The sequence below is a fragment of the Pseudomonas panipatensis genome, from assembly GCF_900099785.1.
Lineage (GTDB): Bacteria > Pseudomonadota > Gammaproteobacteria > Pseudomonadales > Pseudomonadaceae > Pseudomonas > Pseudomonas panipatensis.
On the sequence record NZ_FNDS01000006.1, the window covers coordinates 403,995 to 419,944 of the forward strand.

A 15,950-nucleotide genomic window follows, 5' to 3' on the forward strand; every position below is an offset into this window, starting at 1 on the left:
GCGGGTTCATGTGGCCTCCCAGGTCAGGGCGAACAGGCTTTCGCCGGGCAGGTCGAAGCGCGCGCGATCGGCTTCGCAGGTCAGCGGCCAGTCGCGCTCCAGGCCCTGGCTGTCGAACAGGCGCAGGCTCGGCCTGGCCGCGCAGAGCGCCGCGCCGGTGATTTCCATGGCTTGCTGGCGCGGCACCTTGTTGACGCCCAGCAGGCTGTGGCGCTTACCGTCGCGCAGGGCCAGGGCGTCGACCTCGAAGGCCGGGTTGTCGAGCCCCTGCACCTGGGCCAGCCAGTGTTGCAGGATGAAGCGCTGGGCCAGGCCCACCGGCTTGAGTGTGGTGCCGGTGGCGTCTTCGTTGAGCATGCCCTTGGTGTAGGCGTCTTCGTCCATGGCCTGGAACCAGATGAGCATGTCGAGCAGTCCGTCCTGGGACGCGTTGAACACCACCGAGGCCCACCAGAGTGCGGCGAACTGGCTGTTCTGCTGGTAGGGGCTGAGGGCGTCGCCGCTGGAGATGTTGGTCTGGTCGAGCAGCAGCGCCTTGCGCGGCCGGCCGTTGAGGTCGAGACCGACCAGATCGGCGGCCTGGCGCACGCTGTCGCGGTAGCGCCGGGTGGCCAGCAGGTCGCGCAGCATCCATTCGTGCCAGGCCAGGGCATCGATGTCGTTGCCGTGCTCGGCGAGCAACTGCCGCGCCCAGTCCAGGCCGCGGCGTTGCGCGGCGCCGTTGCGGAACGGGCCGTCGAGCAGGCGCGAGCTGGCCGGCATGGCGATGCGCACGCCGGCGGCGCGGGCGCCGGGGCTGGCCTGGACGCGGCGCAGCATGGCGCCGAAGTAGTCGGCGTAGCTGGCGTAGTCCGGGTAGTTGAGGTTGGGTTCGTCGGCGAAGGCTAGGTAATGCAGGCCCTTGCCCGGCAGGCGCGCAGTATCGGCCAGCCAGGCGTCGAGTCCGGCGAAGCTCGACGGATCGGCGTCGAGCACGGCGCGCCGCCCGCTGCCGGCGAGCAGGGTGATGTCCTGGTCGATGCCCAGTCGCTCCTGGAACGCCTGGCGGAAGGCGATCTCGCGCTGCGGCTGGCGCGGCAGCACATCGACGAAGCTGTAGTAGGCCCCGGCGCGGCCGGCGATCGCCGCCAGTTGGCGCATGCCGTCGGCCTCCGGCACGCCATAGGGCAGGGCGCTGCCCAGGCGTGGCGCCGGGCCGAGGTCGTCCTGGCGCAGGCGGAGCTGGACCGTGCCCGGTCGCCACTGCAGGCGGAACAGTTGCTCCGGCGCCAGGGCGAACAGGTTGTTGCCGCCGTCCAGCCAGAATGCCGCCTTGCCGCTGCCGACCAGCTCCAGGCGCCAGATTTCCTCGCGCGGCGAGAGCGGCAGGCTGGCCTGGTCGAAGCGCGCGTATCGGTCGTAGCGCAGCAGCTCCAGTTGCACTTGGGCGTTGTCGCTCAGGCGGGTCGCCTGCAAGGCGTGCACGCCGCCGTGGTTCTTCCCCGCCAGGCGTACCTGCTGGCCGGGGCCGACGCGGAAGTACAGGGTGGTGCCGTCCGCCACTTCGGCGCTGAAGTGCAGTTTCGCCGGTTCGAACTGCGAGGCGCTGCCGGCGCCGTGGCTGACCCGGTAGCTGCGGAAGCTGTAGCCGGGGATGTGCAGGGCGTAGTCGCCGTTGCCTTCGGCGAGGTCCAGGCGGCGCTCGCCACGGTTGCGCTCGGCGGCGATCTCGACCTGTTGCGCCAGATGGCCGACGCCGTCCAGCAGATACAGTTGCTCATGGTTGGCCTCGCTCTGCCAGGCCGCCTGCCAGTCGATGTCCAGCGCGTCCCAGGCGCTTGGCCGCAGGTACAGGACGCCATCGCGCAGGCCCTGCCAGCGGTGCTCCTCGGCCGGCGCCGCGACGGCGATGAACAGTAGCGCCAGAAGCAGCCGCTTCAGCATGTCGCCTCCCGTGGGCGCAGCATGTCGCGGAGCTGGCGGATGTCCTCGGGCAGCAGGATCAGGGTGCGTTGCCAGGGCACGCCACTGAGCCGGCAGTAGAGCACCAGCATGGCCAGGGTCACCGCCAGGTAGGCCACCGAAGAGGCGATGCCGGCGCCGACGATGCCCAGGCTGGGGATCAGCACCAGGTTCAGTGCCAGGTTCAGCGCCACCGCCAGGCCCATCATGATCGACAGCGCGCCGGGCCGCTGTTTGCCCAGCAGGTCGAGGCGCAGGATGCTCGCGTAACACAGGCCGAACAGTCCCGGCAGCAGCGCCAGCAGGGCCGGGTAGGCGGGCGCGTAGGGCGCGCCGAACAGCAGCACGATCAGCCATTCGCCGATCGCCGCCATGCCCAGGCAGGCGACCAGCATCACGCTGGCGGTCAGGCGCAGGGCGAAGGGGGTCAGTTCGTCGATGCCTTCGCCCTGTTGCAGCAGGCGCTTCATCAGCGGCGTGGTCACCGCCTCGGGGATGATCAGCAGCAGTTCGGCGGCGGCGCTGGCCAGGGCGTATTCGCCCAGGGCCGACGGCGGCAGCATGGAGCCGATCAGCAGGTAATCGGCGCGCATGAGCATTTCCTGGAAGATCACGTTGGGGTGGCTGCGCCCGCTGTAGCGCAGCAGCTCGCCCTGTTCGCGCGGTTGCCAGCGCAGGCGGATGCTGTGGAAGCGCGCCAGCCAGCAGAGGCCGAGCACCACCACCAGCAGCACGCCGCCCAGCCAGCTGGCCACCGCGGCGCCGAGCGGGGCGTCGCGCCAGATCAGCCAGAGACCGATGAACAGCAGCAGCGGCAGCAGCGATTCGAGCAGGCGCAAGGTATTGAAGGCATGCACCTGGCCGTCGGCGTTGTGCAGCGTCAGCAGGCCGCTCTTGAGCACCGCCAGGGGCACCGCGAGGAGCAGCAGCCAGGCCAGCAGTCCGAGGTCCTGGGACAGCCCGAGACCCTGGCCGAGGGTGCGCAGCGTCACGACGAAGAGCAGGGTGAAGAGGGTCGCCAGCAGGCAGCCGTAGACCAGCACCTGGGTGAGCAGCACACCGATCGGCTTGTGCCGCGCCGCCTGGTAGCCGACCGCGGTGTTCAGGCCGCCGCTGGTCAGCGCGGCGATCAGGTCGGGCAGGGTGCTGAACAGGGCGAACAGGCCGCGATCGGCCGGCCCCAGCAGGCGTGCCAGGAGAATGTTGCGCAGTAGCCGCAGGATGGTCATGGTCACCCGCGTGGCGGTGCTCAGCAGCATGCTGCGGATGAAGCTGCCGCGGCTCATGCGTGGGCTCCCCGGAATATCCGCCAGGCCAGCAGCGCGGGGTCCCGCGCGGCCTGCTGGCCGACGTCGATGCGTGGCAGGCCGAGGGCTTCGCTGCCGGCCTCGACCAGCCCCGGGCGGGTCGCCAGGGCATGCCGGTAGCCCAGCGCGGCGACGGCTTCGCGGACCGGCGCGCTGTGGTCGCCGTTGGGGTAGCAATACACCGGCAGCGGCGCGCGGCAGTGCTGCGCGAGGACCTGCTGGGAGCGCGCCAGGTCGGCGGCCAGTTGCGTGCCGTCGAGGCGGGTGAGGATCGCATGGCTGGCGCCGTGCGGGCCGAAGCGCACCAGCCCGGAGGCTTCCATGGCGCGCACCTGCGCCCAGTCGAGGGTTTCCGCCTGGGGCGCTGGCGGGCAGGCGTCGGCGAGGGCTTGCAGGGTGCTCGGCGGCAGCGCCTTGAGGCCTTGCAGGAAGCGCTCCAGCAGCACGCTGCGCGCGGGCTCGCGGGTGTCCCGCAGCAGCTCGGCGGGCAACGCTTGGCCGAGCGCGGCGAGCGGCGTGCGCAGGGCCTCGTCGGCGGCGGCGGGGTCGCGCCACAGGGTTTCGCCGATGGCTTCCCACCAGAAGCGCTGGCGGCTGCCGATGAAGTCGGTGGCGAGGAAGATGCTCGCCGGCACGCCGTAGCGTTGCAGCAGCGGGTAGGCCTGCTCGGCGTTGTCGCGCCAGCCGTCGTCGAAACTCAGCGCCAGGCGCGGGCGCGCACCCGCCGGACAGGCCAGCAGCTCGCTCAGCGGCACGCAGTCGAAATGCCGTTGCAGCCAGACCAGCAGGCGCTCGAAGCTGTCCCGGCCGATGCACAGGGCGCGGCGGTGCGGCAGCGCGGCATCCTCCTCGCTGGCCAGGACACGGTGCAGCATCAGCACCACGCCGGCCTGGCGCAGGCGCCGCCGGCCCAGCGGGGAGTGCAGGTAGGCCGTACCGGCCAGACGCTTGATCTGCTGGCGCATACCGACCTCACCGATTCTGCTGCGGATTCCACAGGCCGTAGCGCTGCCCGCGGAGGAATTGCCAGAGGCCGACGGCCATGCCGGCGAGCGTGACCAGCAGGAAGCCGGCCAGGTGGAACGGCTTGGGCAGGCGGCCCTGGCGGTCGAGCAGGCCGGCGATGCCGATGGCGTAGCCGAGCAGTTGGCCGAGCAACGCCAGGCGGTAGAAGACGCCGGCGTCCCAGAGGAACAGGTTGCTCAGCAGCAAGGGCAGGAGCAGCACCGGGGCCAGGCGGCGGATCAGCTTGTGGCTGATCAGGGCGATGGCGTACCAGCCATGGCGCAGCGGATTCAGCAGTTCGCGGCGCGTCGCCAGGCTTTGCAGGCCGCCGACGGTGACGCGCAGGCGGCGGCGGAACTGCTTGCCGGCCTCGTCGACGCCCTGGTCGAGCACCTGTGCCTGTTCCACATAGACGATGCGGCGCCCGGCCAGCGGGGCGCAGGTGCTGATGAAGAAGTCGTCGTTGACCTCCGGCGGAATGCTCTGGAACAGCTCGCGGCGCAGCGCCAGCAGCGCGCCGTCGGCGGAGACCATGCAGCCGGTGCGGTTCTCCGCGCGGCGCAGCCAGCCTTCGTAGTGGCGGTAGAGCTTGTCGCCCAGGCTCAGGGCGTGGCCGCGACGGGGAATGATCATGTTGCCGCCGCAGGCGCCGACCTGCGGATCGGCCAGCGGCGCGAGGAGTTTGCCGAGGGTGTCGCTGGCCCACTGGTTGTCGGCGTCGGTGAACACCAGTACCTGTTGGCGGGCCAGCGCCACCGCGCGGTTCAATGCCTCGACCTTGCCCACGCGCGGCAGATCGAGCACCTGCACGCGCGGATCGCCGAGCGACCGGGCGATGGCCACGGTGGCGTCGTCGGAACCGTCGCTGGCGAGGATGATCTCCAGCGCCGGCGCCGGGTAGTCCTGCGCCAGCAGGGTGGCGAGCTTCTGCGCGATGTGTGGCGCCTCGTTGTGCGCTGCGATGATCACGCTGACCGACAGCGGCGCCCCCGGCGGCAGCGGCCGGCGCGGGCTGAACAGGGCGAGCAGGGCCAGCCCCAGCGGGTAGCCGAGGTAGGCATAGGCGGGCAGCAGCAGACAGGACCAGAAGAGGATTTCAGCCACGGGCGGGCCTCCGTGCGTTGCGCTTGAGCAGGCTGAGAATGAGCGCCGCACCGCCCAGGTGCAGGCGAATCCAGTGTAGCGGCCAGAGTTGCAGCAGCAGGCCGCCGTCGCGCCGCTTCCAGGCCTGGCGGGCGGCCAGCAGCAGGGCGCCGAGCAGGCCCGGCAGCAACAGGCCGGCGGCTAGCGCGCAGTGCCCGCCGAGCAGGTTGAGCACGGCCGCCAGGCTGAGCAGCAGGACGCCCAGGCAGAGCAGCGGGAAACGCAGCAGGCGCAGGCTGGGGCCGAGGCTGCGCAACAGTTGCAGGTGGCTGCCCTGGCGCCAGAGTTCCTTGCCCAGCCATTCGCGCCAGTTGCCTTCGTAGCCCCAGTGCCAGGCCAGCGGCTGCGCCAGGCTCAACTGGCGCGCGCCGGCGCCGCCCAGGCGCAGGCCGAAATCCTTGTCCTCGCCGCTGCGCAGCACTTCGTCGAAACCGCCAACCTGCTCGAACCAGTGCCGTTCCAGGCACAGGTTGGGGGTCGGCAGCCACTCGCGCAGCAGCGCCGCGCGGCGCCGTCCGGAGAGACTGCGGCGCTGCCAGGCGCGGGCGAACCAGGGGGCCTCGGCCGGGGTGTCGCAGTCCAGCGCGAGGATATCGGCGCGGTCGCTCTCGCGGGTCTGCCGCCAGATGCACAGCCAGTCCGCCGGCACTTCGATATCGGCATCGAGGAAGGCCAGACAGTCGCCGCTGGCGGCCTGCGCGCCGCGATTGCGCAGGGCGCCGATGGCCAGGCCGGGGTGTACCAGCACGCGGGCGCCGCGCTCGCGGGCCAGGCGCGGGCCGTCGTCGCTGGAGCCGTTGTCGACCACCAGCAGCTCGCACTCCAGCTCGGCCAGGCGCGCCGCGCGCAGGGCGCTGTCGAGGGTACGGCCGATATGTCGCGCCTCGTTGTACATGGGCACGACGATACTGATTCGCTTCATGCAGCCTTCCAGGGCAGTTCGTGTCCTTCCGCCTGCAGACGCAGGACACTGGACAGCGCGAGGAACATCCAGAGGTATTTGTGGTTGGGCACGCTGAGGAACAGCAGGAACAGGGCCATGCACAACAGGCACAGGCCGAGATGGGTCGCCAGGTCGGCGCGCGCCTGGTCGCCGTCGGCCAGCCAGGCCTGGCGCGCGCGGCTGAAGTTGTGCAGGCCCATGACGATCAGGGCGATGAACAGCAGGCCGCTGGGCACGCCGAGTTCGCTGAGCAGCTCCAGGTAGGTGTTGTGCGCGCGGCGGAACAGGTCCGGCTGGCTGAAGCCTTCGTTGAAGGCCTTGGCGTAGCCGGTCTGCGCGTAGTGCAGGGGGAAGGTGCCGGGCCCGGAGCCGAGCAGCGGGTTGTCAGCGATCATCCGCGTGCCGACCACCACGTAGGAGGCGCGCCGGCCGAGGGACGGGTCCTGGTGGGCGCTGGCGCCGGAACTCAGCGCACTGAGCAACTTGACGCGCTCGACGTAGGCGGCCGGCAGCGAGGCGATGCCCAGGGGCAGCAGGATGGCCATCCCGAGCATGACGAAGCCCAGGTGCCGCGGGCGGATCAGGCGCAGGCGCTCGCGGTGGTGCCAGGCGCCGATGGCGCAGGCCAGGAGCAGCACCAGCAGGCCCGAGCGCGAGTCGGTCTTGGTCATCCCGGCGAGCAGCACGACGATCACCGCCAGCCAGAACAGGCGGCCGGCGAGGTGCCGGCTGCGCAGGGCGAGCAGGGCCGTCGGCGGCACCGCCACGGCGATCAGCAGGGCGAAATAGTTGGCGTCCTGGAGCAGGCCGATGGCCCGCCCGCCGACCTGGTAGCGGGTGGAGAACAGGGCGATCAGGGAGGTGGTCGCCACGCCCAGGGAGAGCAGGCGGCAGAGCATCAGCGGGTTGACCTCGCGGCCGACCAGCAGGGTGATGCCGAACAGGCTCATGCCGATCGCCAGTTCGCGCAGGTTGTCCAGCGAGACCTCCAGGTTTTCGCTGAACAGCAGGCTCAGCAGCACCCCGAGGAGGAACGGCAGCAGCGGCCGCCAGAGGTTGCTGCGCAAGCGCGTTTCGGGAATCTGCCGGAGCAGCAGTTGCAGCACCAGCACCAAGATCAGCGAGGCGCCGAGCAGCTTGGCGCCGGACAGTTCGGTGTCCTTGAACAGGCCCTCGAAGGGCACCAGCAGGACCAGGCCGAGCAGGCCCCAGGCCGGACGCCGGTAGAGCGCCGCCAGGCCGACCAGGCCGAACACCACGAAGGGCGCGAGGTACGGCCAGGGGCTGACCAGCAGGAGCAGGCAGGCGAGGGCGAGCAGGGCGCCGACGGAGACGGGCAGGATCATCAGGGCTGGCCTCCCGCCGCGCTCAGGTAGAGCTGGTTCCAACTGCGCGCCAGGGTCGGCAGGTGGTAGTGGTCCAGTTGCCGGTGACGGCCTTCGTTGGCCAGCCGTTCAGCCAGCCGCGGGTCGTCCAGCAGGCGCGCGACCTGCGCGCCCAGCGCGGCGGTATCGCCCGGCGCGGCGAGCAGCGCGGAGCGTTCCGCTTCGAGCATGTCGGGTACGCCGCCGACGGCGAAGGCCGCCACCGGGGTGGCGGCGCGCATGGCTTCGAGGAGGATCATCGGTGTGCCCTCGGTGCGCGAGCTGAGCACCAGCACCGCCAGCCGCCGCAGCCAGGCGTCCATGTCGGTCTGGTAGCCGGGCAGTTGGATACGCTGGCCCAGCCCGGCGGCGTCGATGCGCGCCTGCAGGGCGTCGCGCTGCGGGCCGTCGCCGAGCAGCACGGCGCGCAGTTCGGGACGTTGCCGGCACAGCGGGATGACTGCATCGAGGAACAGGTCCGGGCCTTTCTCGGCGCTCAGGCGGCCGACGAAGCCGAGCAGGGGCGGGCCCTGCGGGCGCTCGCGGCGGGGCGCGAGGCTTTCGTCCGGCAAGCCGTTGGGAATCACCAGCAACTTGCGTGCGCGGACCCCGGCCTGTTCGTGCAGGCGGGCGATGCTCTGCGCCACGCAGACCACCTTGCGCACCCGCGCGCTGCGGCACAGCAGCAGGCTGATGCGGGTGTACAGGCGCTGTTTGCGGCTGCGCGGGGTGAAGCCATGCTGGGTCAGCACCAGCGGCAGGTCGAGCCAACTGGCACAGGCCCAGGCATACAGCTGGGCGCGGAAGTTGTGCGCGTTGAGCAGCCCCGGGCGGGCGCGCAGGTCGTCCAGCAGCTCGCCCAGGCCCTTGCAACTGCGGCACTCCACGCCGGCCTCGGCGAAGCGCGCCAGCAGCGCCGGCGGCGCATCGAGGAAGACCACCCGATGCTGCCCGGGCGTCACCCGGCAGTGGTCGAGCAGCATGCGCTCGGCACCGTAGAAGCCGCCGCTGTGGACCAGGTGGACGATCGCGTTCACGACCGTGCGCTCACTGCCGGACCCAATGCCAGACCCACGGCCAACTCCAGCGCTTGTAAGGGTTGACCTCCTTTTCCTCGGTCAGATTGATCACCATCAGCACCGGCAGGTTGAGGTGCTGGGCGATCTGCGCCGGGTGCTTGAAGCTGTGGTCGAAGAACTCGCGCACATAGCCCAGGGCGATGGCCAGCAGCAGGCCGGTGAGCAGACCCAGGGGGATGACCACGCCGGGTTTCGGGAAGGCCGCTTCGGTGGGTTCGTAGGGCTCGCTGAGGACGCGCGCGTTGGACAGGTCGCCGTCGATCAGGCGCTGGCCGCGGCTTTCTTCGTAGCGCTGGGTGTAGGTGAAGAAGGCCTTGTGCAGGGCGTCGATCTCGGTGTCGAGCTGGCGCAGCTTGCTGTCCACTTCCTGCAGTTGGCGCACGCGCGCCTTGTAGTCGTCGATGCGCGCGGTCTTCTGCTGGATCACCGCGTTGATCACCGCCAGGTCGTTGTTGCGTTCGTTGATGCGGTTGGACACCACCTTGAGGAATTGCTGGCGGGTGCGCGCGATTTCGTCGCGTTGCAGTTGCACCGGCTGGCTGTCGGCCTGGAAGGCCGAGGAGGTGTTGCCGTAGCGGCTGACCAGGTCGCTCAGGCGTTCGCCGAGCTGTTTGACCTCGCGGTCTTCGTAGGCGACGTTGTCGATGGTGTTGGCGAAGCTGAAGGGGAAGCTGTAGTCGGTCAGCCCGGCTTTCTTGGCCGCCGCCAGGTTGCGGTTCAGGTAGTCGAGCCAGCGTTGCGCTTCGAGGGCGCGGTCATGGTACAGGTTGAGCGCCTGCTCTTCGGTGTTGATGGCGTTCAGGCGGAAGGTGATCTCTTCCTTGGGATCGGAGGCATGGGCCGCTTCGAGCAGCGCCAGGCGATTGCTTTCCAGGTTGTCCAGGCGCTGCTGGTACTGCGCTTTCTTCTGCTCGTAGAAGGCCTGCGGCAAGTCGTTGGATTGCAGCTCCTGGCGATTCTTCAGGTAGTTGGCCAGCAGGCGCTGGACGAACAGCGTGCCTTGCTGCGGGTCGCTGGAGCGGTAGTTCACCGAGATCACGTTGGAGCCGGGCAGGGTTTCCACCTTCAGCGCCTTGAGCGCCTGTTCCGTGTAGGCATCCAGCGAGGTATCGCGCAGCGGATCGACCTCCAGGCCGACCGCGCTGCGCAGCGGGTTGATCACGTGGCTGCGCAGCGGATCGACCAGGAAGCGCTTGAGCGGATTCAGCAGTAGGGTGCTGATCAGCCCGGAGGACGGCTTGAACTCGCCGCTCTTGCGCAGCTCGTCGATGGTTCCGCGGACCAGGGTCGGCGAGCGCAGGATGTTGCTCTCGGTTTCCATGTCCGCCAGCGACGGCGGAATGAACTTGTCCGAGTCCGGCGTCAGCGAGGTGCTGGCGTCGCTCTGCGAGAGTTTCTTCGACTGCACGATGACTTCGGCGGTGACGTCGAAGTTCTGTTTCAGCACCAGCGGAATGAGCAGGGTGATCACGGCGAAGCCGAGGAACACCCGTTTGATCAGCCGGCCGTTGGAGAAGAACACCCGAAGGAACTCATGCAGATAGTTTTCCATTCTGTTCATGCTGGGCTCCGGTTCAGTTGTTGTTGTTCTTGTTGTCGACGCGATAGGAGAAGCCGAAGCCGATCCCCTGGAAGAGGATCACATCGGCCAGTTGCCGACTCAGTTGGCCCGCCTCGACCAGCTTCGACTTGGGCACGTAGAGCAGGTCGTCCGGTTGCAGGTAGGCGAATTGCAGGGCATCGCCCTGGGCGGCTTTCTTCACGTCGTAGACCTTCGCTTCGACGTTGTCGCCGCGGCGGTGCATGACCACCACCGAGTCGAGGCGCGCGCTGCCGGTGCTGCCGTGAGCCAGGGCCAGCGCTTCGAGCACCGAGACCGGCCGGCGGATCGGGTAGGCGCCCGGCTGGCCCACTTCGCCGAGGACGAACACTTCGTTGGCGGCGGTGCTCTTGAGCATGACGTCGACCTGCACCATCGAACGCACCTTGTTCGCCTCTTTCGCGTAGCGCGCGTTGAGGCTGTTCTGCAGCTCATCGACCGTCATCCCCTGCAGCGACATCGAGCCGAGCAGCGGGAAGCTGGCGCGGCCGTCGGAGCCGACGGTGATCTCGCGGCTCAGGCCGGTCACCGGATGGATCAGGGTGTTACGCAGGTTGTCGGTCTGTGCGAGGGGTTTGGAGACCGAAAGGAACACGTCCTTGGCGCTGTTCTTCAGCACCTTCTCGTAGTGGCTGGCGATCAGCCGCTGGGCCTGGGCGACACTCAGGCCAGCGACTTTCAGCGGCGCCACGTAGGGCAGGTCGACGGTGCCGTCGGGCATCACCAGGCGGGTGCCGCTGAGCTGGCTGGCGCTGTAGAAGTTCAGCTCCAGCTGGTCGCCGGGCTGGATGGCGTAGGGCCCGCTGCTGGTGGTGTCGAGACGGAAGATCACGTCGAGCACATCCTGCGGACGCAGGACCTGCTTGACCGGCATGACCTCGCGCAGCTGTGCCTTGTCCGGCGAGGCGGTGAGGACGTTCACCGGGGTGGTCTGGTTGTGCGGGTCCGGCGTCGAGCAACCGCCCAGCGCCAACAGCAGGCAGGAGAAAACGGTCAATGTGGTGCGCATGGCCAACCCTCGCTCAGAGATTGTCGTAGACCCACTTCGGCATGTAGTAGCGGCGCGCGTTGAACACGCTGCCGATCAGCCGGGCATTGGCTTGGGTGAGGCGCTGGACCGCGGCCTGGGCCACTTCCCAGCGGGTCTCTTCGCCGCGTACCACCAGCGCCACGCCATCCACCAGGGCGGCCAGGCCCAGGGTGTCGGCGTTGGCGTAGATGGCTTCGCCGTCGATGACCACGAAGCGGTAGTGCTCGCGGAGCTTGCTGAAGAGTTGTTCGACGGCCTGTGGCGAGAGGCGGCCGTTGTGCTGCCAGTAGTGCCCCAGCGGCATGAAGTGGAAGGGCAGGTTGGCGCTGGCCTCGATGCAGCGTTCGAGGGGCGGTGGCGACTCCGCCAGCACCAGGTCGAGGAAGCCATGCTCCTGGCCCAGGCCGAAGTTCTGCGTGAGGTTCTCCTTGGACAGGCTGGCATCGATCAGCAGCACCTGGCCGCGGCAACTGCGCGCCAGTTCGCCGGCCAGCATCAGGGCGCTGGTGGTGGTGCCGCTGCCGCTGTTGGCGGCGGTCAGCAAGATGATCTTGAGGTCCTGATCGAGAACGATCGCGGCCAGGTTGTTTTCACTCGGGCGCTGGACTGCCAGGCTTTGGGAAGAGGAACCATCCATCTCAACTCGCTCCGTGGCCGGTTATGACTATCAGGGGGGTCTTGAGCAGAATCTTCAGGTCGAGCCAGGGGCTCTGCTCGGCGATATAGGCCATGTCGAGGAGGACACGGCCGTCGAAATCCACGTCGCTGCGCCCGGAGATCTGCCACAGCCCGGTGATGCCGGGGTAGACGCCGAGGCGGCTGAGGTGGTGCTCGCGGTAGGTGCGCGCGTTGAACGATGTCGGGCGCGGGCCGACCAGACGCATCTGGCCGAGCACCACATTGAACAGGTTGGGCAGCTCGTCCAGGCTGCTGCGCCGCAGCAGCCTGCCGATGGGGGTGATGCGCGGGTCGCGGTCGATCTTGAAGTCGACCGAGGCGGGGCCGTGCTTGTTCAGGTGGCGCAGGGAGTCTTTCAGTTTCTCGGCATCCACCACCATGGTGCGGAACTTGATCATGCCGAAGCGCCGGCCGTAGATGCCGGTGCGTTGCTGCACGAAGAACACCGGGCCCGGGCTGCTCAGCTTGACCGCCAGGGCCACCAGCAGCATCAGCGGGGCCAGGCAGAGCAGGATCAGCAGGGCGAGCGTTGCCGAGGTACAGCGTTTGCTGCGCGACAGGGTCCATGGGCGGCCGCCCGGGCGGCCGCTGATCCAGCCGCGGTCATTCCTGGCCGTGGCCTCGGCGATTTTCTGGCGCAGTTCCCCTTCGCGGCGCTCCTTGCGCGCTTGGGTGGTTGCCTCCTCGCCCGTGCCCGACGAGGGAAACGACTTTTCCATCTCCATTCCAGTGCTCCGTTGGCGGCGGCGCCGCCGAATGCCGGTGTCGAATGAATGGGAAATCAGGCCCTGGCCCTGGCGATTTCCGGCTGGTAGTACGACTGGTACCAGTCGATGAATCGGCGCATGCCTTCGGCCAGCTCCACCCTGGGGCTGAAACCGGTGACCTGCGCCAGATCGCTGGCGTCGGCGCAGGTGTCGAGTACATCGCCCTGTTGCAGTGGCAGCAGCTCCAGCTGCGCCTTGCGCCCGAGCAGGCGCTCCAGCAGGGACACATAATCCTTGAGCGCCACGGGGCGCTGGCCGCCGATGTTGAACAGCCGCCAGGGCGCCATGCTGCTGGCCGGGTCGGGCTGCAGGCGGTCCCACTGCGGGTTGCCGCGCGGCGGCTGGTCGAGCAGGCGCAGCAGCGACTCGACGATGTCGTCGATGTAGGTGAAGTCGCGCTGGTGCTGGCCGTGGTTGAACAGCTTGAGCGGTTCGCCTCGGCAGATCGCCTGGGCGAACAGCACCGGCGACATGTCCGGGCGTCCCCAGGGGCCGTAGACCGTGAAGAAGCGCAGGCCGGTGCAAGGAATGGCGTAGAGATGGCTGTAGCTGTGGGCCATCAGCTCGTTGGCTTTCTTGCTCGCCGCGTACAGCGACAGCGGGTGGTCGGTGTTGTCCCGCACGCCATAGGGAACCCGCTGGTTGGCCCCGTACACCGAACTGGACGAGGCGTAGACCAGGTGTTCCGGCGGCTGCCGACGGCAGGCTTCGAGGACGTTGAGGAAGCCGGCCAGGTTGCTTTGCAGATAGGCCTGCGGGTTCTCCAGCGAGTAACGCACGCCGGCCTGGGCGGCGAGATGGATCACCACCTGCGGGCGGACCGCGGCGAACAGTCGTTGCAGGCCCGTGGCGTCGCACAGGTCGAGGCGCCGCAGGGGGAAGCGGTAGCCCTGGCTCTCGATCCAGCGCACCCGGTCGAGCTTCAGCTGCGGGTCGTAGTAGCTGTTGAAGTTGTCCAGCCCGACGACCTCGTGACCGTCACGCAACAGGCGCAGGGTGGTGTGGGCGCCGATGAAGCCGGCCGCGCCGGTGACGAGAATCTTCATGGAAAGATGGCACCCCGGCTGACAACAGACTGGCTAGGGAGCAAGCCGCAAAGGACGGTCCCGAGGTCGCCACGAGCGGAACCGGCGAATGCGCCGGGCCTGCCTGCAGCCGACGGGTTGACCGCTGCGCGGGCCTGATTCCGGCCCGGATACTGCTTTCCGACAACGCTGACATCCACTGTAGCGCTCTCCATGCGGTGGCTCGGTTCGTTTGGGCCATGGGCTAACTGATGGCCTGACGACAGTATATATGCTGTTTTTTTGACTTGTTCCGCCTTGGCTGTCGATATATTGGCGCACTATTTTGGTGCTGAGACTTCTTCGCAACGAGTGACTTACACCTGCTGGGAATATGCCCTGCTGATTCAAGGTGTTAAGCCATGCAGACGAAGTAAAGCAGCAGATACAGATTTCTGTCTGGGTAGGAGAAATCTGTAAAAAAAACTGACGATCGGTAGTCCGGATGGCGTATGAAAATTCATATTTGCGCGCCACTCACATCGCCAGGCCAGGCGTATATGGCCCGCATCACCTAGCCTGTAGCGAACGGCGTTGCTCATTGTCGAAGGAAAACGCCGTCAGCTTTTCCGACAAACAGCCATGCCGGTCCTGGCGCGGTTGGCTCGGGTCTGGATCGCGCCCATTCGGCCGATGGCCCACAGCTATCGGCGTCAAATCCTTAACGTAGCGGCTGCGTATTCAGCCGAAAGGCCAATGCATTGACTCTTTCTCCCGCCCTTGCGGCGCAAAATTCTTTGCTAACATTCTGTAACAGATGGCCTTGCTGGCCTTTTGCTAACCGTTTGATGGCACTGTCGCATCCCCTTGCAATCGCTCGACTGTCTCGAAGGAGAGGGTCATGGCCGTACAGCAATTCATTCAGAAAAGTCAGCTGAAGATTCGCCAGCACGGGCTCGCCAATACCGCGCACCAGGCCCTGCTGAAGGTGGTCAACAGCGTGCTGCTGTTCAAGATCCTGCGTGGCCTGACCTTGCAGAAAGTCGATCCGCGTTTCCTCGAACTGCCGGCGCATTACCGCGGTCTCTTCCTCAGCGAGGCCATGCTGCGGCACTACGCCAGCGATCCGCGCAATGAACTTCCCGAGGACTTTCTCGATGCCGCCCTGGCCAAGGGTGACCAGTGCTACGGCATCTTCGACGGCGAGCGCCTGGCCTCCTATGGCTGGTATTCGCGCAAACCGACCCACATCGAGCCGGAGGTGCTGGACCTGCACTTCGCCGCCGGCTACGTCTACATGTACAAGGGCTTCACCCATCACGACTACCGCGGCCAGCGCCTGCACGCCATCGGCATGAACCTGGCCTTGCAGCACTACCTCGAAGCGGGCGCCAAGGGCTTGGTGTCCTATGTCGAGTCGGCCAACTTCGATTCGCTGAAGTCCTGTTACCGCCTGGGCTATGTGGACACCGGCTCGATCTACCTGATGCGCCTGTTCGGGCGTTACCTGAGCTTCGCCAGCGGCGGCTGCCGGCCCTTCGGCCTGGCACTGAAGCCGGCCCGGGCCTAAGGCCCGCCGGCCGTTACCGTGCAACGGCAAGAGGCGCCGGCAGGCGCCTCTTGGGTGTCCGCCCGGCTCAGAGCAACAGCGTGCGGATATCGCCGAGCAGTTCGCCGAGGCGCTTGGTGAAGCGCGCGGCGGCGGCGCCGTTGATCACCCGGTGGTCGTAGGACAGCGACAGCGGCAGCATCAGGCGCGGCTGGAAGGCCTTGCCGTCCCAGACCGGCTGCATGCTGGCCTTGGACACGCCGAGGATCGCCACTTCCGGCGCATTGACGATCGGCGTGAAGCCGGTGCCGCCGATGTGGCCGAGGCTGGAGATGGTGAAGCAGGCGCCCTGCATGGCGTCGGCGGAGAGCTTCTTGGTGCGTGCCTTTTCCGCCAGTTCGGCGGCTTCGGCGGCCAGTTGCAGCAGGCTCTTGCGCTCGACGTCGCGGATCACCGGCACCAGCAGGCCGTCCGGGGTGTCCACGGCGAAGCCGATGTGCACGTACTTCTTGCGGATCAGCGCCTTGCCGCTGGGGGCCA

At 68.0% G+C, this 15,950-nt stretch carries 14 protein-coding genes; 1 reads left to right on the forward strand and 13 read right to left on the reverse strand.

Annotation, left to right across the window (positions count from 1 at the left end; all coding sequences use genetic code 11):
- Positions 1-6 precede the first annotated feature (6 nt).
- The 12 genes from BLQ74_RS16425 to BLQ74_RS16480 all read right to left on the reverse strand — a co-directional run bounded on the left by BLQ74_RS16425 (position 7) and on the right by BLQ74_RS16480 (position 13,903).
- Positions 7-1,923 (reverse strand): hypothetical protein, encoded by a 1,917-nt coding sequence (locus BLQ74_RS16425; RefSeq protein ID WP_090263995.1) that lies wholly within the window; start codon positions 1,921-1,923, stop codon positions 7-9.
- Complete coding sequence (locus tag BLQ74_RS16430) at positions 1,917-3,227, reverse strand: lipopolysaccharide biosynthesis protein (RefSeq protein WP_090263999.1); 1,311 nt, start codon at positions 3,225-3,227, stop codon at positions 1,917-1,919. Before BLQ74_RS16430 ends, BLQ74_RS16425 begins: the two co-directional genes overlap by 7 nt.
- Positions 3,224-4,213, reverse strand: coding sequence for a polysaccharide deacetylase family protein (locus BLQ74_RS16435; protein ID WP_090264001.1), 990 nt, complete (start codon positions 4,211-4,213; stop codon positions 3,224-3,226). Before BLQ74_RS16435 ends, BLQ74_RS16430 begins: the two co-directional genes overlap by 4 nt.
- A gap of 7 nt (positions 4,214-4,220) precedes the next feature.
- Positions 4,221-5,357, reverse strand: coding sequence for a glycosyltransferase family 2 protein (locus tag BLQ74_RS16440; RefSeq protein ID WP_090264003.1), 1,137 nt, complete (start codon positions 5,355-5,357; stop codon positions 4,221-4,223).
- Positions 5,350-6,318 (reverse strand): glycosyltransferase, encoded by a 969-nt coding sequence (locus BLQ74_RS16445; protein ID WP_090264005.1) that lies wholly within the window; start codon positions 6,316-6,318, stop codon positions 5,350-5,352. Before BLQ74_RS16445 ends, BLQ74_RS16440 begins: the two co-directional genes overlap by 8 nt.
- The gene (locus tag BLQ74_RS16450; protein ID WP_090264007.1) at positions 6,315-7,685 is read right to left on the reverse strand and encodes an O-antigen ligase family protein; all 1,371 of its coding nucleotides are present in this window, start codon (positions 7,683-7,685) and stop codon (positions 6,315-6,317) included. The genes BLQ74_RS16445 and BLQ74_RS16450 overlap by 4 nt, the downstream gene beginning before the upstream one ends.
- Positions 7,685-8,767, reverse strand: coding sequence for a glycosyltransferase family 4 protein (locus BLQ74_RS16455; protein ID WP_425287502.1), 1,083 nt, complete (start codon positions 8,765-8,767; stop codon positions 7,685-7,687). The genes BLQ74_RS16450 and BLQ74_RS16455 overlap by 1 nt, the downstream gene beginning before the upstream one ends.
- Complete coding sequence (locus tag BLQ74_RS16460; RefSeq protein WP_090264009.1) at positions 8,751-10,343, reverse strand: GumC family protein; 1,593 nt, start codon at positions 10,341-10,343, stop codon at positions 8,751-8,753. The genes BLQ74_RS16455 and BLQ74_RS16460 overlap by 17 nt, the downstream gene beginning before the upstream one ends.
- A gap of 13 nt (positions 10,344-10,356) precedes the next feature.
- Positions 10,357-11,391, reverse strand: coding sequence for a polysaccharide biosynthesis/export family protein (locus BLQ74_RS16465; protein WP_090264011.1), 1,035 nt, complete (start codon positions 11,389-11,391; stop codon positions 10,357-10,359).
- A gap of 13 nt (positions 11,392-11,404) precedes the next feature.
- Positions 11,405-12,049, reverse strand: coding sequence for a CpsD/CapB family tyrosine-protein kinase (locus BLQ74_RS16470; protein ID WP_090264013.1), 645 nt, complete (start codon positions 12,047-12,049; stop codon positions 11,405-11,407).
- Position 12,050: 1 nt separating this feature from the next.
- Entirely contained in the window at positions 12,051-12,809 is a 759-nt protein-coding gene (locus BLQ74_RS16475; RefSeq protein ID WP_425287498.1) for a sugar transferase, read from the reverse strand.
- A 62-nt stretch (positions 12,810-12,871) separates the two neighbouring features.
- Positions 12,872-13,903 (reverse strand): NAD-dependent epimerase, encoded by a 1,032-nt coding sequence (locus BLQ74_RS16480; protein ID WP_090264017.1) that lies wholly within the window; start codon positions 13,901-13,903, stop codon positions 12,872-12,874.
- An 859-nt stretch (positions 13,904-14,762) separates the two neighbouring features.
- Here BLQ74_RS16480 and BLQ74_RS16485 point away from each other — a divergent pair.
- Positions 14,763-15,431 (forward strand): GNAT family N-acetyltransferase, encoded by a 669-nt coding sequence (locus BLQ74_RS16485; protein WP_090264018.1) that lies wholly within the window; start codon positions 14,763-14,765, stop codon positions 15,429-15,431.
- 67 nt (positions 15,432-15,498) lie between these two features.
- Here BLQ74_RS16485 and BLQ74_RS16490 read toward each other — a convergent pair.
- Positions 15,499-15,950: 2-oxo acid dehydrogenase subunit E2 (locus BLQ74_RS16490; protein WP_170842816.1), on the reverse strand; the 452-nt coding region annotated here is incomplete at its 5' end.